14 protein-coding genes and 1 pseudogene are annotated in these 16,193 nt (G+C 56.6%); 10 read left to right on the top strand and 5 right to left on the bottom strand.

All coding sequences use genetic code 11. The features are described 5' to 3' along the window. Window positions 1-153 precede the first annotated feature (153 nt). The 4 genes and pseudogenes from ACJ8HA_RS17400 to ACJ8HA_RS17385 all read left to right on the top strand — a co-directional run bounded on the left by ACJ8HA_RS17400 (window position 154) and on the right by ACJ8HA_RS17385 (window position 2,986). Window positions 154-1,623, top strand: coding sequence for a beta-barrel assembly-enhancing protease (locus ACJ8HA_RS17400; RefSeq protein WP_025303839.1), 1,470 nt, complete (start codon window positions 154-156; stop codon window positions 1,621-1,623). Window positions 1,624-1,643: 20 nt separating this feature from the next. Further along, on the top strand, window positions 1,644-1,997 hold the full coding sequence (gene arsC, locus ACJ8HA_RS17395; RefSeq protein ID WP_049296087.1) for an arsenate reductase (glutaredoxin): 354 nt from the start codon (window positions 1,644-1,646) through the stop codon (window positions 1,995-1,997). A 200-nt stretch (window positions 1,998-2,197) separates the two neighbouring features. Further along, window positions 2,198-2,404, top strand: a pseudogene (locus ACJ8HA_RS17390) (hypothetical protein); the annotation flags it as partial. Window positions 2,405-2,440: 36 nt separating this feature from the next. Beyond that, window positions 2,441-2,986, top strand: coding sequence for a helix-turn-helix transcriptional regulator (locus ACJ8HA_RS17385; protein ID WP_197813368.1), 546 nt, complete (start codon window positions 2,441-2,443; stop codon window positions 2,984-2,986). 7 nt (window positions 2,987-2,993) lie between these two features. On the opposite strand, the gene hda is transcribed toward ACJ8HA_RS17385, so the two are convergent. Further along, window positions 2,994-3,695 carry a DnaA inactivator Hda gene (gene hda / locus ACJ8HA_RS17380; RefSeq protein WP_025159568.1) on the bottom strand — a complete coding sequence of 234 codons (702 nt, stop codon included), beginning with the start codon at window positions 3,693-3,695 and terminating at the stop codon, window positions 2,994-2,996. A 272-nt stretch (window positions 3,696-3,967) separates the two neighbouring features. Here hda and ACJ8HA_RS17375 point away from each other — a divergent pair, with 272 nt between their 5' ends. Beyond that, window positions 3,968-4,483: a hypothetical protein gene (locus tag ACJ8HA_RS17375; protein WP_016926729.1), complete on the top strand. Its 516-nt coding sequence runs from the start codon at window positions 3,968-3,970 to the stop codon at window positions 4,481-4,483. 33 nt (window positions 4,484-4,516) lie between these two features. Further along, window positions 4,517-4,765: a GlsB/YeaQ/YmgE family stress response membrane protein gene (locus tag ACJ8HA_RS17370; RefSeq protein WP_016926728.1), complete on the top strand. Its 249-nt coding sequence runs from the start codon at window positions 4,517-4,519 to the stop codon at window positions 4,763-4,765. Window positions 4,766-4,812: 47 nt separating this feature from the next. Here the strand turns inward: ACJ8HA_RS17370 and uraA are convergent, their stop codons facing one another. Then, window positions 4,813-6,102 carry a uracil permease gene (uraA, locus tag ACJ8HA_RS17365; RefSeq protein WP_016926727.1) on the bottom strand — a complete coding sequence of 430 codons (1,290 nt, stop codon included), beginning with the start codon at window positions 6,100-6,102 and terminating at the stop codon, window positions 4,813-4,815. 76 nt (window positions 6,103-6,178) lie between these two features. Next, window positions 6,179-6,805 carry a uracil phosphoribosyltransferase gene (upp, locus tag ACJ8HA_RS17360; RefSeq protein ID WP_004941642.1) on the bottom strand — a complete coding sequence of 209 codons (627 nt, stop codon included), beginning with the start codon at window positions 6,803-6,805 and terminating at the stop codon, window positions 6,179-6,181. Window positions 6,806-7,060: 255 nt separating this feature from the next. On the opposite strand from upp, the gene purM reads away from it, so the two are divergent. The 4 genes from purM to ACJ8HA_RS17340 all read left to right on the top strand — a co-directional run bounded on the left by purM (window position 7,061) and on the right by ACJ8HA_RS17340 (window position 9,813). Then, the gene (gene purM, locus ACJ8HA_RS17355) at window positions 7,061-8,098 is read left to right on the top strand and encodes a phosphoribosylformylglycinamidine cyclo-ligase (RefSeq protein WP_025303843.1); all 1,038 of its coding nucleotides are present in this window, start codon (window positions 7,061-7,063) and stop codon (window positions 8,096-8,098) included. Further along, complete coding sequence (purN, locus tag ACJ8HA_RS17350; RefSeq protein ID WP_025303844.1) at window positions 8,098-8,736, top strand: phosphoribosylglycinamide formyltransferase; 639 nt, start codon at window positions 8,098-8,100, stop codon at window positions 8,734-8,736. Before purM ends, purN begins: the two co-directional genes overlap by 1 nt. A 113-nt stretch (window positions 8,737-8,849) precedes the next feature. Beyond that, window positions 8,850-9,401, top strand: a complete 552-nt coding sequence (gene speG, locus ACJ8HA_RS17345; RefSeq protein ID WP_004941631.1) for a spermidine N1-acetyltransferase — start codon at window positions 8,850-8,852, stop codon at window positions 9,399-9,401. 196 nt (window positions 9,402-9,597) lie between these two features. Further along, window positions 9,598-9,813 (top strand): hypothetical protein, encoded by a 216-nt coding sequence (locus tag ACJ8HA_RS17340; protein ID WP_043140451.1) that lies wholly within the window; start codon window positions 9,598-9,600, stop codon window positions 9,811-9,813. Between the two features lie 137 nt (window positions 9,814-9,950). Here ACJ8HA_RS17340 and ACJ8HA_RS17335 read toward each other — a convergent pair whose 3' ends face one another. Both ACJ8HA_RS17335 and ACJ8HA_RS17330 read right to left on the bottom strand, forming a co-directional pair. Then, window positions 9,951-10,334: a hypothetical protein gene (locus ACJ8HA_RS17335; protein WP_442515417.1), complete on the bottom strand. Its 384-nt coding sequence runs from the start codon at window positions 10,332-10,334 to the stop codon at window positions 9,951-9,953. Next, window positions 10,331-16,192 (bottom strand): DUF637 domain-containing protein, encoded by a 5,862-nt coding sequence (locus tag ACJ8HA_RS17330; protein ID WP_442515416.1) that lies wholly within the window; start codon window positions 16,190-16,192, stop codon window positions 10,331-10,333. Before ACJ8HA_RS17330 ends, ACJ8HA_RS17335 begins: the two co-directional genes overlap by 4 nt. Between the last annotated feature and the right edge of the window lies 1 nt (window position 16,193).

Below are 16,193 nucleotides of genomic sequence, written 5' to 3'. Positions count from 1 at the left end.
TTCCTTGTTGCCAACGGCTGACTATGATGTGATGGGCACCGCCGCCGCGGTTTGTGAGCCGCCGCACTTTCACGCGGATTGCGCCGTGGGAATAAAGAACTCTTGTCTGCTGCTGACGTCTTAGAAATGATTATTTAAGGGAAACGCCTGACTATGACCAACCGGTTGACCAAAACCGCGTTAGCGGTGCTGCTGCTCGGCACGCTGAACGCCACCGCCCTGGCGCCAGCACAGGCGGAAAGCCAGGACCAGTTGCCGGATATGGGCACCTCCGCCGGCGGCACCCTGAGCATCGGACAAGAACTGGCGATGGGCGATTTTTACGTGCGCCAACTGCGCGCCAGCGCCCCGCTGATCAACGATCCGCTGCTAATCCAATACATCAATCAGCTGGGCAACCGGCTGGTGGCCAGCGCCTATTCGGTGCGCACGCCGTTCCATTTCTATCTGGTGCGCAACGACGAAATCAACGCCTTCGCCTTCTTCGGCGGCAACGTGGTGCTGCATTCCGCCCTGTTCCGCGTCAGCGACAACGAAAGCCAGCTGGCTTCGGTGCTAGCGCACGAAATCTCGCACGTCACCCAGCGCCACCTAGCGCGCGCCATGGAAGATCAGCAGCGCAACGCCCCGTTGACCTGGGTGGGCGCGCTTGGTTCCATCCTGCTGGCGATGGCCAACCCGACCATGGGCATGGCGGCGCTGAGCGGCACCATGGCCGGCACCCAGCAAGGCATGATCAGCTTTACCCAATCGAACGAACAGGAAGCCGATCGCATCGGCATTCAGGTGCTGCAGCGCGCCGGTTTCGATCCGGAAGCGATGCCCGACTTCCTGCAGAAACTCTCGGATCAGTCGCGCTACGCCTCCAAACCGCCGGAAATGCTGCTAACGCACCCGTTGCCGGACAGCCGCCTCTCCGACGCACGCAACCGCGCCAACCAGATGCCGAAACACATCGTGCAGTCCTCGCAGGATTACCTGATGGCCAAAGTGCGCGCACTGGGCATGTACAGTTCGGAAGGCTATGGCCTGAACGAAGAACTGCTCGGCTCGCTCAGCAAGGGCAACGTGCGCGAACAGGCGGCCGCCAAATACGGCCGCGCCATCCTGTTCTATGAAGCGAAAAAATACGACGACGCGCGCAATATCATTCAACCGATGCTGGCGCAGGATGCGAAAAACGTCTGGCTGATCGACCTGATGACCGACATCGATCTCGGCCAGAAACGCGCGCCGCAGGCCATCGCCCGCCTGCAGGCGGCCAACGCCGCCCAAAGCAACAATCCGGTGCTGCAGCTCAACCTGGCCAACGCCTATGTCGAAGGCAACCAGCCGGCGCAGGCGTCGAAGATCCTGAACCGCTACACCTTTGCCCATCCGGACGATCCGAACGGCTGGGATCTGCTGGCGCAGGCCAGCGCCGCACAAGGGCTGCGCGATGAAGAGCTGTCGGCCCGTGCCGAAAGCCTGGCGCTGAACGGCCGGCTCGATCAAGCCATCGGCCTGCTCAGCAATGCCAGCTCGTTGCAAAAACTCGGCAGCCTAAAACAGGCGCGCTACGATGCGCGCATCGACCAGCTGCGCCAACTGCAACAGCGCTTCCGCCAATACCAACGCAGCTGATTCAACAAGGAATGAACGCCATGAAAAACGTCACGATTTACCACAACCCACGCTGCTCCAAGAGCCGTGAAACCCTGGCGCTGCTGGAACAGCACGGCGTCGATCCCAAGGTGGTGCTGTACCTCGAAACGCCCCCTACGGTCGATGAGCTGAAAAAGCTGTTGAAGGAACTGGGCTTCACATCCGCGCGCGAGCTGATGCGCAAAAAAGAAGATCTGTACAAGGAATTGAAGCTGGCGGACGACAGCCTGAGCGAAGAGCAACTGCTGGCGGCAATGACGACGAACCCGAAACTGATCGAACGCCCGATCGTGGTAAAAGGCAGCAAGGCGCGCATCGGCCGACCGCCGGAGCAGGTGCTGGAGATTTTGTAATCGTCCGGAAAGTCTGTTATTGAACCGCAAAATACCAATAGCCCTGAACAGGGCTATTTTTAATTGTTTGTTATATAAATACTTTTCATCATCCCAGTCTTCTTCTACTGCTATGCTGCGCAAACGCCAAATCTCTCGGTGAAACAGCCGTTGACAATCGTCAACACCCCACCTACCCTGAGCGCATCACTGGACGAGCGATGAAAAAACACCCAGACAAGCACATTCAGGCGGCATTAGCTTACGCCCTTTCTCAGGGTTGGTATTTTCGGCCCAGCAAGGGGCACGCATTTGGTCGGCTACATTGCGCCTTTGTCGGGCACCAAGAACATATGATGAGCATCTGGAGCACGCCAAAAAACCCAGAGGTACATGCCAAACAGATTCGGCGCAAGGTCGATCACTGCCTGGCCTGTCGCAGAAAAAATAACCGGAGAATCACCATGACGCTTTATCATTTCGCATTGACGCTGGGCGGGGTCACTGCCGATACCGCCGGGCTGGAGGATGCGCTGTATGCGGCGGGATGCGATGACGCGCTGATCTGTTTCTACGGTAAAGCCGTTTACCTGGAATTCGATCGAGAAAGCGATAACTTTGCGCACGCGATTTGCAGCGCCATCAGCGATATCGAGTCTGCAATTATTGGCGCCAAGGTGATATCGGTGGACTCCAGCCTGGTAGGGTTAAGCGATATTGCCGAGCTCACTGAACTGTCACGTCAGGCGATCGCCATGCTAAAAGACGGGACTCGCGGCCCCGGCGGCTTCCCTTCCCCCATTCAACGGCTCGGCGGCGCCTCACCGCTGTGGCGCTGGGCTGACGTGGCGGCCTGGTTGGCACAGCAGGGGAAAATCGACCCACGGCTAGCAGACAATGCGCAGTGTCTGGAATACATCAATCTCGCTTTGCAACTGCGAAGCGATCGGCAACGCCAGCAGGTTGAGCATTATTGCACCCTGCTGGAACATGCAGAAAAACAGGCTTGATGGCTCGTTACAGCCCCAGGATCTCTTTAACGAACGGGATGGTCAGCTTGCGCTGGGCGGTGATCGAGGCGCGATCGAGCTGATCGAGAGTCATAAACAGCGTGCGCATCTCGCGATCCAGCCGTTTCAACAGGAAGCGGCCCACGTCTTCCGGCAGCTCGAAGCCGCGCAGTTTGCCGCGCAGCTGCAGCGCCAGCAGTTTCTCTTCGTCCGACAGCGGCTGCAGCTTGTAGATCTGCCCCCAGTCCAGGCGCGAAGCCAGATCCGGCAAACGCAGGTTCAGCTGACGCGGCGGGCGATCCCCGGTGATGAACAACCGGGTGCGGCCGGTTTCCAGGATGCGGTTGTAGAGGTTGAAGATCGCCATCTCCCACTCTTCGTCGCCGGCGATGCATTCGATATTGTCGATGCAGACCAGCGCCAGCTGCTCCATGCCGTCCAACACTTCAGGCACGAAGTAAGCGCGCTTGTCGAGCGGCACATAGCCCACCGCTTCGCCTTTCTGCGAAAGCTCGGCGCAGGCCGCATGCAGCAGATGGCTGCGCCCGCCGCCTTCACGCGACCAGAAATAGATATAGCTGCCATGTTCCTGACGGACGGCGGATTGGATCGCGGCTAATAGGGATGGGTTCTCGCCCGGATAAAAACTGGCGAAAGTTTCATCATCGGGAAGATAAAGTGGCAGTGAAAGCTGTGCCGGCGTATTCAGAGAAGCACCTCAACCAAAACTGGCAGAAAAACGTGGGCAGTTTAACACAGAAAACGGGCGCTGTTGAACCGGCAGGATCTTATGCCGCAATAGTGAACAATGCCTAAGCGCCGCTTGATCGGCGGCGGCACCCGTCGAGGCAAGAATTATCCGATATCATTCCCTAACTCCATGCCTGCGCAGGTTAAATTTGTAATTTAAGTAAAATCTGACCTAGTATAGGTAGGCTAAATGCAATCACCATCAACAAGGTTTCTGCAAGGATATAGACGATGAAAGTATGGAATAAAGTGCTGTTGGCCTCCTTTATCGGGTTGTTGGTTGCCGGCTGTGATGACTCGTCCAAGGTTGACGCCAACCTGGATAAAGCCAAAGACAGCGCCGAGCAGATGAAAGACGCCGCCCAGAAAAAAGCGGACGATCTGACGGACAAAGCGAAAGCGACGGCGGATGAAATCAAAAAAGAGGCCGCCACTCAGGCGGATCAGCTGAAAGACAAAGCTTCGGCGATTAAAGAAGACGCCGCCAAGCAGGCGGACGCCATCACCAACGACGCCAAGGCCAAAGCCGCCGCGATCAAAGACGACGCAGGTAAACAGAGCCAGCAGTTGGTGGATCAGGCCAAGGCCATCAAAAACGACGCCATCAACGGCGCCAACGATCTGACCGAGCAGGCCAAGGCGAAGACCGAAGCCATCAAGAACAGCGCCGAAAACAAAGCGCAAGAGTTGAAACAAGAGACCGATGCGGCGGTGAACGGCAATACTCAGCCGGCCACCCAGCAGTAAGCTATTCTCAGCCACCAAAGAAAGGAGCAGTAAATGGGGATTATTTCCTGGATTATCTTCGGCCTGATCGCCGGTATTTTGGCTAAGTGGATCATGCCCGGCAAAGACGGCGGCGGCTTTATTCTGACCGTCGTGCTGGGGATCATCGGCGCCGTGGTCGGCGGCTATATCAGCACCTTCTTCGGCTACGGCAAGGTTGACGGCTTCAACTTCGGCAGCTTCGTGGTGGCGGTTATCGGCGCCATCGTGGTGCTGTTCGTGTACCGCAAAATTCGCAGCTAAGGCGAATGCCATAAGTCAAAAGGGCAGCCCCTGGGCTGCCCTTTTCGTTACTTCTGCTCCGCCGATTCGTCCGGCGCGTCAAGCACCTCTTCTTCCTTGCGGAACAGGCTGATGACCTTGAACAGCAGGCTCAGGCCGATCCCCACGATGGTCGCCAGCGCCATGCCTTTCAGCTCCGCCGCGCCGATGTGCACCTTGGCGCCGCTCACGCCGATGATCAGGATCACCGAGGTTAAAATCAGGTTTTGCGCTTTGTTGTAATCCACTTTGGACTCGATCAGCACGCGAATGCCCGAAGCGCCGATCACACCGTACAGCAGCAGGGAAACGCCGCCCATCACCGGCACCGGCACCGCCTGGATCGCCGCCGCCAGCTTACCGATGCAGGACAACAGGATCGCCAGCACCGCCGCGCCGCCGATCACCCAGGTGCTGTAGACCTTGGTGATGGCCATCACGCCGATGTTCTCGCCATAGGTGGTGTTCGGCGTGGAGCCGAAGAAGCCGGAGAACACCGTCGAGATGCCGTTTGCGAACATCGAGCGGTGCAGGCCCGGATCGCGGATCAGGTCTTTTTTCACGATGTTGGCGGTCACCACCAGGTGGCCGACGTGCTCGGCGATCACCACCAGCGCCGCCGGCAGAATGGTGAAGATGGCGAACCACTCAAAGCGCGGGGTGTAGAAGGTCGGCAGCGCGAACCAGTGCGCCTCGCGGATCGGGGTCAAATCCACCACGCCCATGAAGAACGACAGCGCATAGCCCACCAGCACGCCGATCAGGATCGGGATAATCGCCAGGAAGCCGCGGAACAGCACCGAACCGAGCACCGTGACCGCCAGCGTCACCAGCGAAATGGTGATGGTGGTCGAATCGGCGCTGGTGCCTTCCGCCGGCAGCAGCCCCGCCATGTTGGCCGCTACGCCCGCCAGCTCCAGCCCGATGACGGCGACGATCGCCCCCATCGCCGCCGGCGGGAACATCACGTCCAGCCAGCCGGTGCCGGCCTTTTTCACGATCAGCGCCACCAGGCAGAACAGCACGCCGCACATGATGAAACCGCCCAACGCCACTTCGTAACCGAGCGGCAACAGCAGCAGCACCGGCGAGATAAACGCGAAGCTGGAGCCGAGGTAGGCCGGGATCTTGCCTTTACAGATGAACAGATACAGCAGCGTGCCTATGCCGTTGAACAACAGCACGGTCGCCGGGTTGATCTTGAACAGGATAGGCACCAGCACGGTGGCGCCAAACATGGCGAACAGGTGCTGGAAGCTGAGCGGAATGGTCTGGAGCAGCGGCGGGCGCTCGCTGACGCCGATGGCGCGACGGGTCATGTGTGCTTTTCCTCGGTTTATTGGTTTTATAGGTTTTAGTCAAAAAAAAGCCGACTCGTTAAGTCGGCTCAAATGTTTACTTAGTACCAAATATCTTGTCGCCCGCATCGCCCAGGCCAGGCACGATGTAGCCCTTGTCGTTCAGACACTGATCGATGGAGGCGGTGTACAGCTCAACGTCCGGATGCGCTTTCTCCAGCGCGGCGATGCCTTCCGGCGCTGCGACCAGGACCAGCACCTTGATGCTGTGGCAGCCGGCTTTCTTCAGCAGATCGATAGTGGCGATCATCGAACCGCCGGTGGCCAGCATCGGGTCGACGACCAGCGCCATGCGCTCTTCGATGTTGGAAACCAGCTTCTGGAAGTACGGCACCGGCTCCAGGGTTTCTTCGTCGCGGTATACGCCCACCACGCTGATGCGCGCGCTCGGCACGTGCTCCAGCACCCCTTCCATCATGCCCAGACCTGCGCGCAGGATTGGCACTACGGTAATCTTTTTCCCTTTGATCTGATCCACTTCAACTGGCCCGCACCAGCCTTCGATGGTGACTTTTTCCGTCTCCAGATCGGCGGTCGCTTCATAGGTCAGTAAACTACCCACTTCTGAGGCCAGCTCACGGAAGCGTTTGGTGCTGATGTCATTTTCACGCATCAGGCCAAGCTTGTGTTTTACCAGCGGGTGTTTCACCTCAACGATCTTCATCATTTTTCTCCTATTAAGGTGGTTGCGGCCAAAAAAATCGCGGGATTATACCTCCTTTTTTTCGCCGCGCCACCCACAATAGCCCGATCGGGATCAACAAAAGTTTGAATATCAGTATAGATGACGAAAAAGCGGAGCCGGTTCACAAGCCGCTCGCAAACGTTTGCCTGCGCTGTTAGAATTGCCGCGCCTTATTCCGGAATCAACATCGGAAGCACAGTTTTCAAACCGCAAATCGTCGTGGGGAATCGCGCAGTGACCGACAAAACCTCTCTCAGCTATAAAGACGCAGGTGTCGATATCGATGCAGGCAACGCATTGGTAGATCGCATCAAAGGTGTAGTTAAACAGACCCGTCGCCCGGAAGTGATGGGCGGTCTGGGCGGGTTTGGCGCCCTGTGTGCGTTGCCGCAGAAATACCGCGAGCCGGTGCTGGTTTCCGGTACCGACGGCGTGGGCACCAAGCTGCGTCTGGCGATGGATCTGAAACGCCACGACACCATCGGCATCGATCTGGTGGCGATGTGCGTCAACGATCTGGTGGTTCAGGGCGCCGAGCCACTGTTCTTCCTCGACTACTACGCGACCGGCAAGCTGGACGTGGACACCGCGGCCAGCGTGATCACCGGCATTGCCGAGGGCTGCAAACAGTCCGGCTGTGCGCTGGTGGGCGGCGAAACCGCTGAAATGCCGGGCATGTACCACGGCGAAGACTACGACGTGGCCGGTTTCTGCGTCGGCGTGGTCGAAAAATCCGAGATCATCGACGGCAGCAAAGTGCAGTCCGGCGACGCGCTGATCGCCCTGGGCGCTTCCGGCCCACACTCCAACGGCTACTCGCTGGTGCGCAAAATCCTGGAAGTGAGCAACACCGATCCGACCGCCACTCAGCTGGAAGGCAAACCGCTGGCCGACCACCTGCTGGCGCCGACCAAGATTTACGTGAAGTCCGTGCTGGAGCTGATCGAGAAGGCGGACGTACACGCCATCGCTCACCTCACCGGCGGCGGCTTCTGGGAAAATATTCCACGCGTGCTGCCGGAAGGCATGCAGGCGGTGATCGACGAAGCCAGCTGGCAGTGGCCGGCGGTGTTCACCTGGCTGCAGCAGGCCGGTAACGTCAGCCGTCATGAAATGTATCGCACCTTCAACTGCGGCGTAGGCATGGTCATCGCCCTGCCGGAAGCCGAAGTGGAAGCGGCCATCGCGCTGCTGACCGCGGCAGGTGAAAAAGCGTGGAAAATCGGTAAACTGACCGCCTCTTCCGACGAACAACAAGTGGTCATCAACTGATGAAAAAGATCGTGGTGTTGGTCTCCGGCCAGGGGAGCAATCTCCAGGCGCTGATTGACGCCTGCCAGCAGGGCCGCATCGCCGCCGAAATCGTGGCGGTGTTCAGCAACAAGGCGCAGGCTTATGGCCTGCAACGCGCCGAAGCGGCGGGCATCGCCGCCCAAGCGCTGGATGCCAAGGCCTACGCCGATCGCACGGCGTTCGACGCCGCGTTGGCGGACGCCATCGACCAGCACCAGCCCGATCTGGTGGTGCTGGCCGGCTACATGCGCATCCTCAGCCCGCAGTTCGTGCAGCGTTATGCCGGCCGCATGCTGAACATCCACCCTTCCCTGCTGCCGAAATACCCGGGTCTGCATACCCACCGTCAGGCCATCGACAACGGCGACAGCGAACACGGCACCTCGGTGCACTTCGTGACCGAACAGCTCGACGGCGGCCCGGTGATTTTACAGGCCAAGGTGCCGATTTTCGCTGACGACGGAGAGGATGACGTGGTTGAACGGGTGCAAACCCAGGAACACACGATCTATCCGCTGGTGGTGAGCTGGTTCGTCGACGGTCGCCTGGCGATGCGCGATGGCGCCGCCTGGCTGGACGGCGAACGCCTGCCTGAGCAGGGTCACGCCGCCGACTGATGCGCGCAGCCTGAACCTTGCCTAAACGGCGCCCACGCGGCGCCGTTTTTTTTCGCCTTCATCCATTCTGTGAAGTTATACTTTGCACAATTTCACGGCACAGAGGAGCCCACATGTCCAGCACTGCCAGCGTCAGGTTACGCCCATTGGAACGGGACGATCTGTCGTTCGTCCACCAGATGGACAACAACGCCAGCGTCATGCGCTATTGGTTTGAAGAACCCTACGAAGCCTTTGTCGAGCTTTCCGATCTCTACGACAAACACATCCACGATCAGAGCGAGCGCCGCTTTATCATCGAGCACGAAGGCGCCAAGGTCGGCCTGGTAGAGCTGGTGGAGATCGATCACATCCACCGCCGCGCTGAGTTCCAGATCATCATCGATCCTGCCCACCAGGGCAAAGGCTACGCCAGCACCGCCGCCCGTCTGGCGATGGACTACGGTTTCTCGGTGCTGAACCTGTACAAGCTGTACCTGATCGTCGATAAGGAGAACCCGAAGGCGATCCACATCTACAGCAAGCTGGGCTTCAACGTGGAAGGCGAGCTGATCGACGAGTTCTTCGTCAACGGCGAATACCGCACCGTGCTGCGCATGTGCATTTTCCAGCCGCAATACCTGGCGAAGTTCAAAACGCCCAATGATAAGCCGCTGGTGAAGTGACAATTCGCGAGAAAAAAGAGAAAACCCGCCCAGGCGGGTTTTTTATTGGGAAATAAGCGGCTAGTATTAAGGCATATTATTTTATCGTCAGGAAATAGCCTGATGAATACGAAAATAAATAATATTTCCCGAGATAATTAATCGAACAATAATTAATAGTAAGAATTACCCTCTGCCTCTACAAAGGAAAAATGCCATGACGACCGTCTCAAACCTGCTGCTTTTTATCGGCCTGGCGATGCTCGCCATCGCCGCCGGCCTGAATACCTATAGCGGCTACGCCTCCGCAGATCCCAATAGCACCCCGCTGTTTTCCTCACTCTGGTGGACGCGTTGGTTCCCGCTCTATGCCTCAGGGGCTGCGTTGCTGCTGGTGGGGGTAGTGTTGCGGGTTTCGGGGCGGGGACGTTAAAAACAGAAAACGGCTCCGAAGAGCCGTTCATATGGGTGTTAGATTTCCGTCAACCGTGGCCTATAGTGGTACTTTTTACCTTGGCTCATTTGCATGAGCAAAGCGTGCCTAACCTCAAACTGTTGGGAGCGGTGAGGTTACTCAGGCTTCTCAAGCAATCCAAGCAACTCCATATCATAAAGCAAATCGCTTTTTTCATCTTCGCCAATACCTTGAATTAGAGATTCAAGGTTTGTTTTTTCCAAAATGGAAGAAATTGAGCTTCGGTAATTATTCTCAACATCTTTTGGCCCTCTACCGGCTATAAGGATGAGTGTAAACACTTTCAGCATTAACATTTCCACAGGCGATAACTGTGCATTTTCGTATTGATAAGATGCATACCCTATTTCTTCAATACCGTACTCCCAGGTCGTACCATTTTTATTAAAAGCATTAATGTGACTTCTACAACAGCTATAAAAGCAATCTAAATACTCAGCTCGCAATTCTTCATAAGTCATGCGTTCTTCATCCATCATTTCAATCTCCCAGGGATCAGCATTACGTCGTTATTGTCGAGAACCTCTACTTTTATTCCAGGGTATTTTTTCTGAAATTGTTCTACGACACCCAAGCAGCTATCACATGCAGCACGTTCAGTGAAAATGGTGACTCTCCCCTCAGCTGATACATTGTTACCTAACTTATCAGCCAGGTTGTCCAGAATTTTGTACTCTGAATCTGTATTCCTAGATATGAGGATACCATCAGAACTTTTAATGGTTTCATATTTAAAGTTTTGGTTTCCATCACCTATGAAACTTTTTTCTGCTTTAGCTATCCTGCTGTGTGCCGCAAGTGTTTTCGGCATACCAGGAACATCGATTTGTGCAACAGCTGCATTTCCTTTTTTTCGGATTTTTTCCGCAAATGGCGCCCTAGCATCCAGCACTTGCTGCCTGAACGCAGCCGCCTGTTGAACGGTCTTCTCATTGACCAGATACCCTTTCCAGGCGCTGGTTGGGCCTACCAATTTGGATGACAGGTATTGGTTGCCGACGTTTGCTTTACCCATACCGGCAAATGTGCTGGCAATAGAGACCGCCATCACCGAGGCATTCACCCAGTCCGGCGACCACCCGGTCAACTTGCTGATTTGTTCTATCTGCTGGTTGCGAGCAAACAGCTGGCCGTCGGTTATCTGGTCGCCCAAATCATACGTGAATAACTTTTCGCTGTCATAGCCGGCAAACGCCGGATAGTTGCCGAAGCGCTGACGCTCTTTTTGTACCCAGTAGTTGGCGATGAGACCGTCTTCATCCCGCGTTGACGGGTACTTATTCATCAGGGCTTCAAACTGCTTGCGTTCGTCTGAGTTCAACGCCTCTTGCGTGGTGCAAGCTACTTTTCGGCATGAAGCCGCCATCAGACGCGCTTCTTTTTCCTTGTCGCCCTTAGCCAACTCTTTAATCGCGTTGAGTTCTTCCTGATGCAGCTGTCGATTGAAGCGTTCGACAAACTCCCCCGCATTTGCACCGCTGGTGGCACCTGCGGCTTTGGCAGTTACGATGGCCCCTGCAAAGGCGCCCGCTACGCGGCTGATCTGAGCCTGACGCTCTTGCCAACCTTCACTTCTGACCAGATTATCATTGATGATCACCCCAGCCAGCTCCGCCGCCAGCGCCCCTGCCGCCGCGCCTTTGGCATTGCCCTTGCCGATTTCTGCGGCCACGCCCGCCAGAACGGCATGGCTTACGGCCCGGCCCGGTATATCGAGAACCTGACCGTTATCCCCAATCAGGTTGGCGCCCTCGGCCTGAACCTGACTGCCGATGTTCGCCAGCAGCGCATTGGTCAGGTTGTCTTTGAAACTGCCGCCATTAATGGCGGTATTCAGGCTGGAGCTGATGACCGACTGCCCGGCCACCCGCTGCGCCACCTTGCTCCAGTCACCGTTGCTCAGCTGCGGCAGTTTGACGTTGTTCGGGTTAAGCGGTTTGCCCGCCGCGTCCTTGCTCCAGCCCATCGCGCTGTCGAAGCCATTGAGCGCGCCGCCGATCGCCATCGCCGTGGCGGTCGCCTTGACGTTTTCATTGCTGCCCAGCGCCTGCAGGGTTTTTGACAGGTTGCCCTGGTTCTCCACCAACGCCACCGCCGCCTGAGAGGCCAGCGAAGACATCCCGGCGGTGACCGCGCCGCTGGTTACCGCCCCGCCGCCCACGGCGCCGGAAACGCTGGAGGCCGCCGTGGCCGCCAGTGAACTGCCTGCGGTCACCGCCGCAGCCGCGATGGCGATCACCGCCGCCACCGCCGGGTTCAAGTGCTGGCTCTTGTAATCCCAGCTGTCGTAAGCGTCTTTGACCTTGCTCCACTGCACGTCGTTGCGCTTGTTCAGATCTTTGACCCAGGTGGTGCCCGGCGTATTGCCCAGGGCATCGATGGCGCTTTGCAGCGCCTGCCCGTTTTTCACCTTCACATCGGCGCTGACGCCCTTGGCGGCGTCTACGATCAAGGCGCCACCAGTATGAATGCTCGGCAGCACCCACTTATTGTCTTCGTAACCTTTATTGGCCTGCTTGATAAAGAAGCCTTTCGAATTGCTGACGGTCTGTTCGAAAGAGGTGTTTTTCACCGCGCGGAAGTTAACCTGGCCATGCGTGCTGGTCAGGCGCGCGTTTTGCCCGGCGGCGATTTTACTGGCTTCATAGGTGCTGTCGTCGCGGCTCATCAGCGTGATATTGCCGGCGGCGGTAAACTCGGTGACCTTGTTGGTCACGTCATGGCGGGTCTGCTTAACCTCGGTTTTCTTGCCCCACCATTTGCGTTTCTTCTCGGTTTTCTCGTAGTGGCTGGATTCCTCCATCGCCTGAGCGTAGAGATAGCCACCCTTGGCGGCGATATCCATATTGCCGGCGCGCATGGCTTCAGCCTGGTTGTGGGCGTCGACCTGAGCTTTTTGTTTGGCCTCGTCAATGCCTTTGCTTTGGGCTTCCTGGCGCGCAGCGGTCAGCTGGTTTTGTGCCTCGTTTTTTGTTTTGTTGCCTTGATTAATTCGCTGCTCTGCCTGCGTGACATCATTTCGAGCAGCAGCCAGACTACTTCTTGCAGCACTAAGTTCTCCTTCGCGCTGCGCTACGAATTTATCCCAACTCCCTACTTCAGCAGACCAACCACTGCCATATTCGTGAGGTGGGTTATTACGCATAAACTCATCCCGCCTTTCCTCAGCATCTCTGACGGCAGCCTCTGCTTGCTGAACGAACGAAATTCTTTGCGTAACAATATGTTCAGCATTTGTTTTTGCCTGCAGTGCCTGATTAATTTGCTGCTGCGTATTTCGAAGCTGCTGCTCGGCAATGGCTATCCGGCTTCCCCAGTCCGTCACCGCTACCGGCGGTTTCCAGTTAGCTCCCAACCCTTTAACCACCAGCTTGGTCGCCTGGAACAGAATGCTGCCGCCGGCAATCACCGTCATCAGGCCGCCGGCATTCAGCTCGGTACCTTGCTGGGTACGGGTTTCGGTGAACTCGTTGCCGCTCTCGCGGTAAGTGTGGTTTTGCACCGCCTCGAAGCGCATATCGCCGCCGGAGGTCAACGTCATGTTGGCGCCGGAAGTCAGCCTGGCGCCGTAAGTCAGCAGTTGGTTATTCGCCGACGCGGTCAGGTTTTTCCCGGCGCTGAGGGTAGTGACCACATGGCGGTCGTCTTTGTTGTTGTCGTTAGCGGCATCAATGGCGGAATAGGCCAGGTTCGACAACCATAGATTCTGCCCGGCCAGCAGCGTGATATTACCGTTGGCGGAAAGCGCGCCGCCCTGGGTGCCGATGTCGCGGGCCGAGTTAATCAGTAAATTGCCGCCGGCGTGTACCCGGCTACCCAGTTCAGGCGTGCGGGAAGAGGGGAACAAGCGACTAAATTGCTCCCCCAATTCGCGATAGTTCAGATCGGCATTATGGCCGGCCAACAGCGTGACATCTTTACCTGCTTTAATGTGCGTCCCGCGCAACGCCAGATAACCGCCGCTGTTGAGCAGCACTGAACCACTGGCGTTCAACTGTCCGGCATTTAGCAGTTGGTTGAACTGCGTTTGTCGTTGTTCAGGAGATAAATTCTGCGCTAAACGATCGTTATTCAACGCCTCGTCATTTCTGACAATCGAAACAGTGCCGTTCGCCGTCATTGCAATATTTTGGCTTTGCGGCGCGAAGTGCGTGTTACGTAGATAAATACCTTGCCCGGCATTTAAGGTTAAGTCCCCGGCAGCATTCAATTGGCTCAGCCAGCGGGCACCATCGACGCCGAAATAGCGTGGGCTAGGTACAGTGTGCACTTTGACGTTGCCGTTGCGGCTGGTCAAAGTGACATGATGTCCCTTCAGATAGCTTTGACGGGCATCCAGCTCATTCACTGCTGCAACGTTCAGACTCTTGCCCGCAGTTAGCTCAGCACCGTCGGTGTAAAACACATCATCGGCAACCACAGTCAGGTCGTTACGCGCGTTTATTTTATCGGTACTGATAACACGTCCCGCATGCAGCACAATGTTGTGAGCTACCAGTGAGTCAGGCCGTCCCGAAGCCACCACCTCACTAAGCTGATTTCCCGCCGGCGTCGAAGTTTTAATTTCTATCTGATTTTTAAAATCCGCAACCAAATTGCCGCCCGCCAACATGGCTGAGGCCGGATAGCCAGAAGCCGACCAGCTCTTTTGCCCGCCTTTTCTGACATAAATGACATATTCCGGGATCGACGATTTCTGATCCTGCCATTTATGTCCCAGAACAACGTTAGGATTCGGCACCTTCGGTTCGAACAGTGCATAGTCGTTCATGTCCCCCGTCATTTCACTGCGCACGCCCAGATTATTACCAGTTAAAATCAGATCGTTAGTCGCTTTTATTGTGCTGACGTGGTTCCAAAGCTCCGACGCATTAATGTAGGCATTCTTCCCTGAAATGATTTCTGCGGGACGGCTGTCGGTCACTACGGTAAAACGCGCGCGTTCACTGTTAACCCAGGGCGTTTTTTTGAAATCGACGTGTCCCAACCAGGTGAAATTTTTATCTTCAAAGTCCGCCAAATAATCAAAAAATTGGTAATCGAATTGCCCCTCGTACACACCATCAGCCAACCAACGATCGATATCCTTGTTGTCCTTCGGCGCGTTGTTGGAGGAAATGGCGAACTGCTGGCGAACGTTGTTCAAACTCTCCGTGCGTATCACTAAATCGCCGCTGTTGGTCAGGATTTTCGCCGAACGGTTCTCGACGGATTTAGCCTTGTTGCCCTGAGCATCCTTTTGGATCCACATATTTTTATTGGCGTGCAACTTGGCGTTTTCCCCGGCGTTGCGGATATGGTCGCCGAAGATGCGCATATCGCCGCTGGTGCTGGTTTGCCCGTCATTCACCAGCGTCGTTGCTGCCAGCGTGGCGTTGCCGTCCGCCTGCACGACAGCACCCCGCGTAATGTGCAATCCCTTGGCGCTGACATTGAGGTCACCCTTGCTGTGCGTGGTGCCGTTAAGCACCAGGTTACCGTTAACGCTCAGCGTAATATCCCGCTGTTTGCTGGTGAGGTCTTTCAGGTTCACCCCCACCCCATCCTCGTTGGCCACCAGGCGGATTTTGTTGGCGTACATGCCGCCCAGCGCTTTGGTATCCACGGCCAGTTGGGGCTTAGCGCCTTCACCGGCGATCGGTTTGATGCTGCCGTCCTTGAAGCTGATGCGGTTGGCGCCCTGAGTCAGCGACAGATTTTGTGCATTGATTTTGCCGTTCAACTCGGTGGCGCGGCTGATGATATCGACATAGTCGGCGCCGCTGCCGTCCAGCCCTTTACCGCCGATGGTGACGCCGCCTTTTTTCACCTCCAGCGCTTCCAGCGCGCCCTGCTTGTCGAACTGCGGTTTGCCGGTGGTCAGCGTCACGCCCGGCGCGTTGATAAAGCCGCAGCCGTCGCAGGTGATGCCATTCGGGTTGGCGATCATCACGTTGGCCTTGTTGCCGAATACCTCGAGTTTACCCTGCAACTCGGAACGACTGCCGCCGATCACCTCATTGATGATCAACTCCGCCGGTTTTCCCTTCAGGTAGGTGTTGCCCTGCGCGCTGTAGATCTCCACGCCCAGCTGCGTTTTGCCGCCGTGTGTGGCGTTATTCAATACGGCACCCTGTGGCCCAACGTTGAAATCTTTATAGGTGTTGTGGGAGATGCCCGCACCGTTCGGCGTAGCGATATTCACCACCGGTACGTTGCCCGGCTTGATAACCACCTGCGTATTGCCGTTAGCGGCGGTAATGCCGGCGGCGAACGCCGGGTGCAACGGCTGGAAAGCCGTCAGGTAGATCAGCAAATAGCTGGCGCCCCGCGCCAGCGGATGATTGAGCTTATCCATA

The organism is Serratia sp. CY33802 (assembly GCF_052169095.1).
GTDB lineage: Bacteria > Pseudomonadota > Gammaproteobacteria > Enterobacterales > Enterobacteriaceae > Serratia > Serratia bockelmannii.
This window is presented reverse-complemented; position numbering and strand designations above follow the sequence as displayed.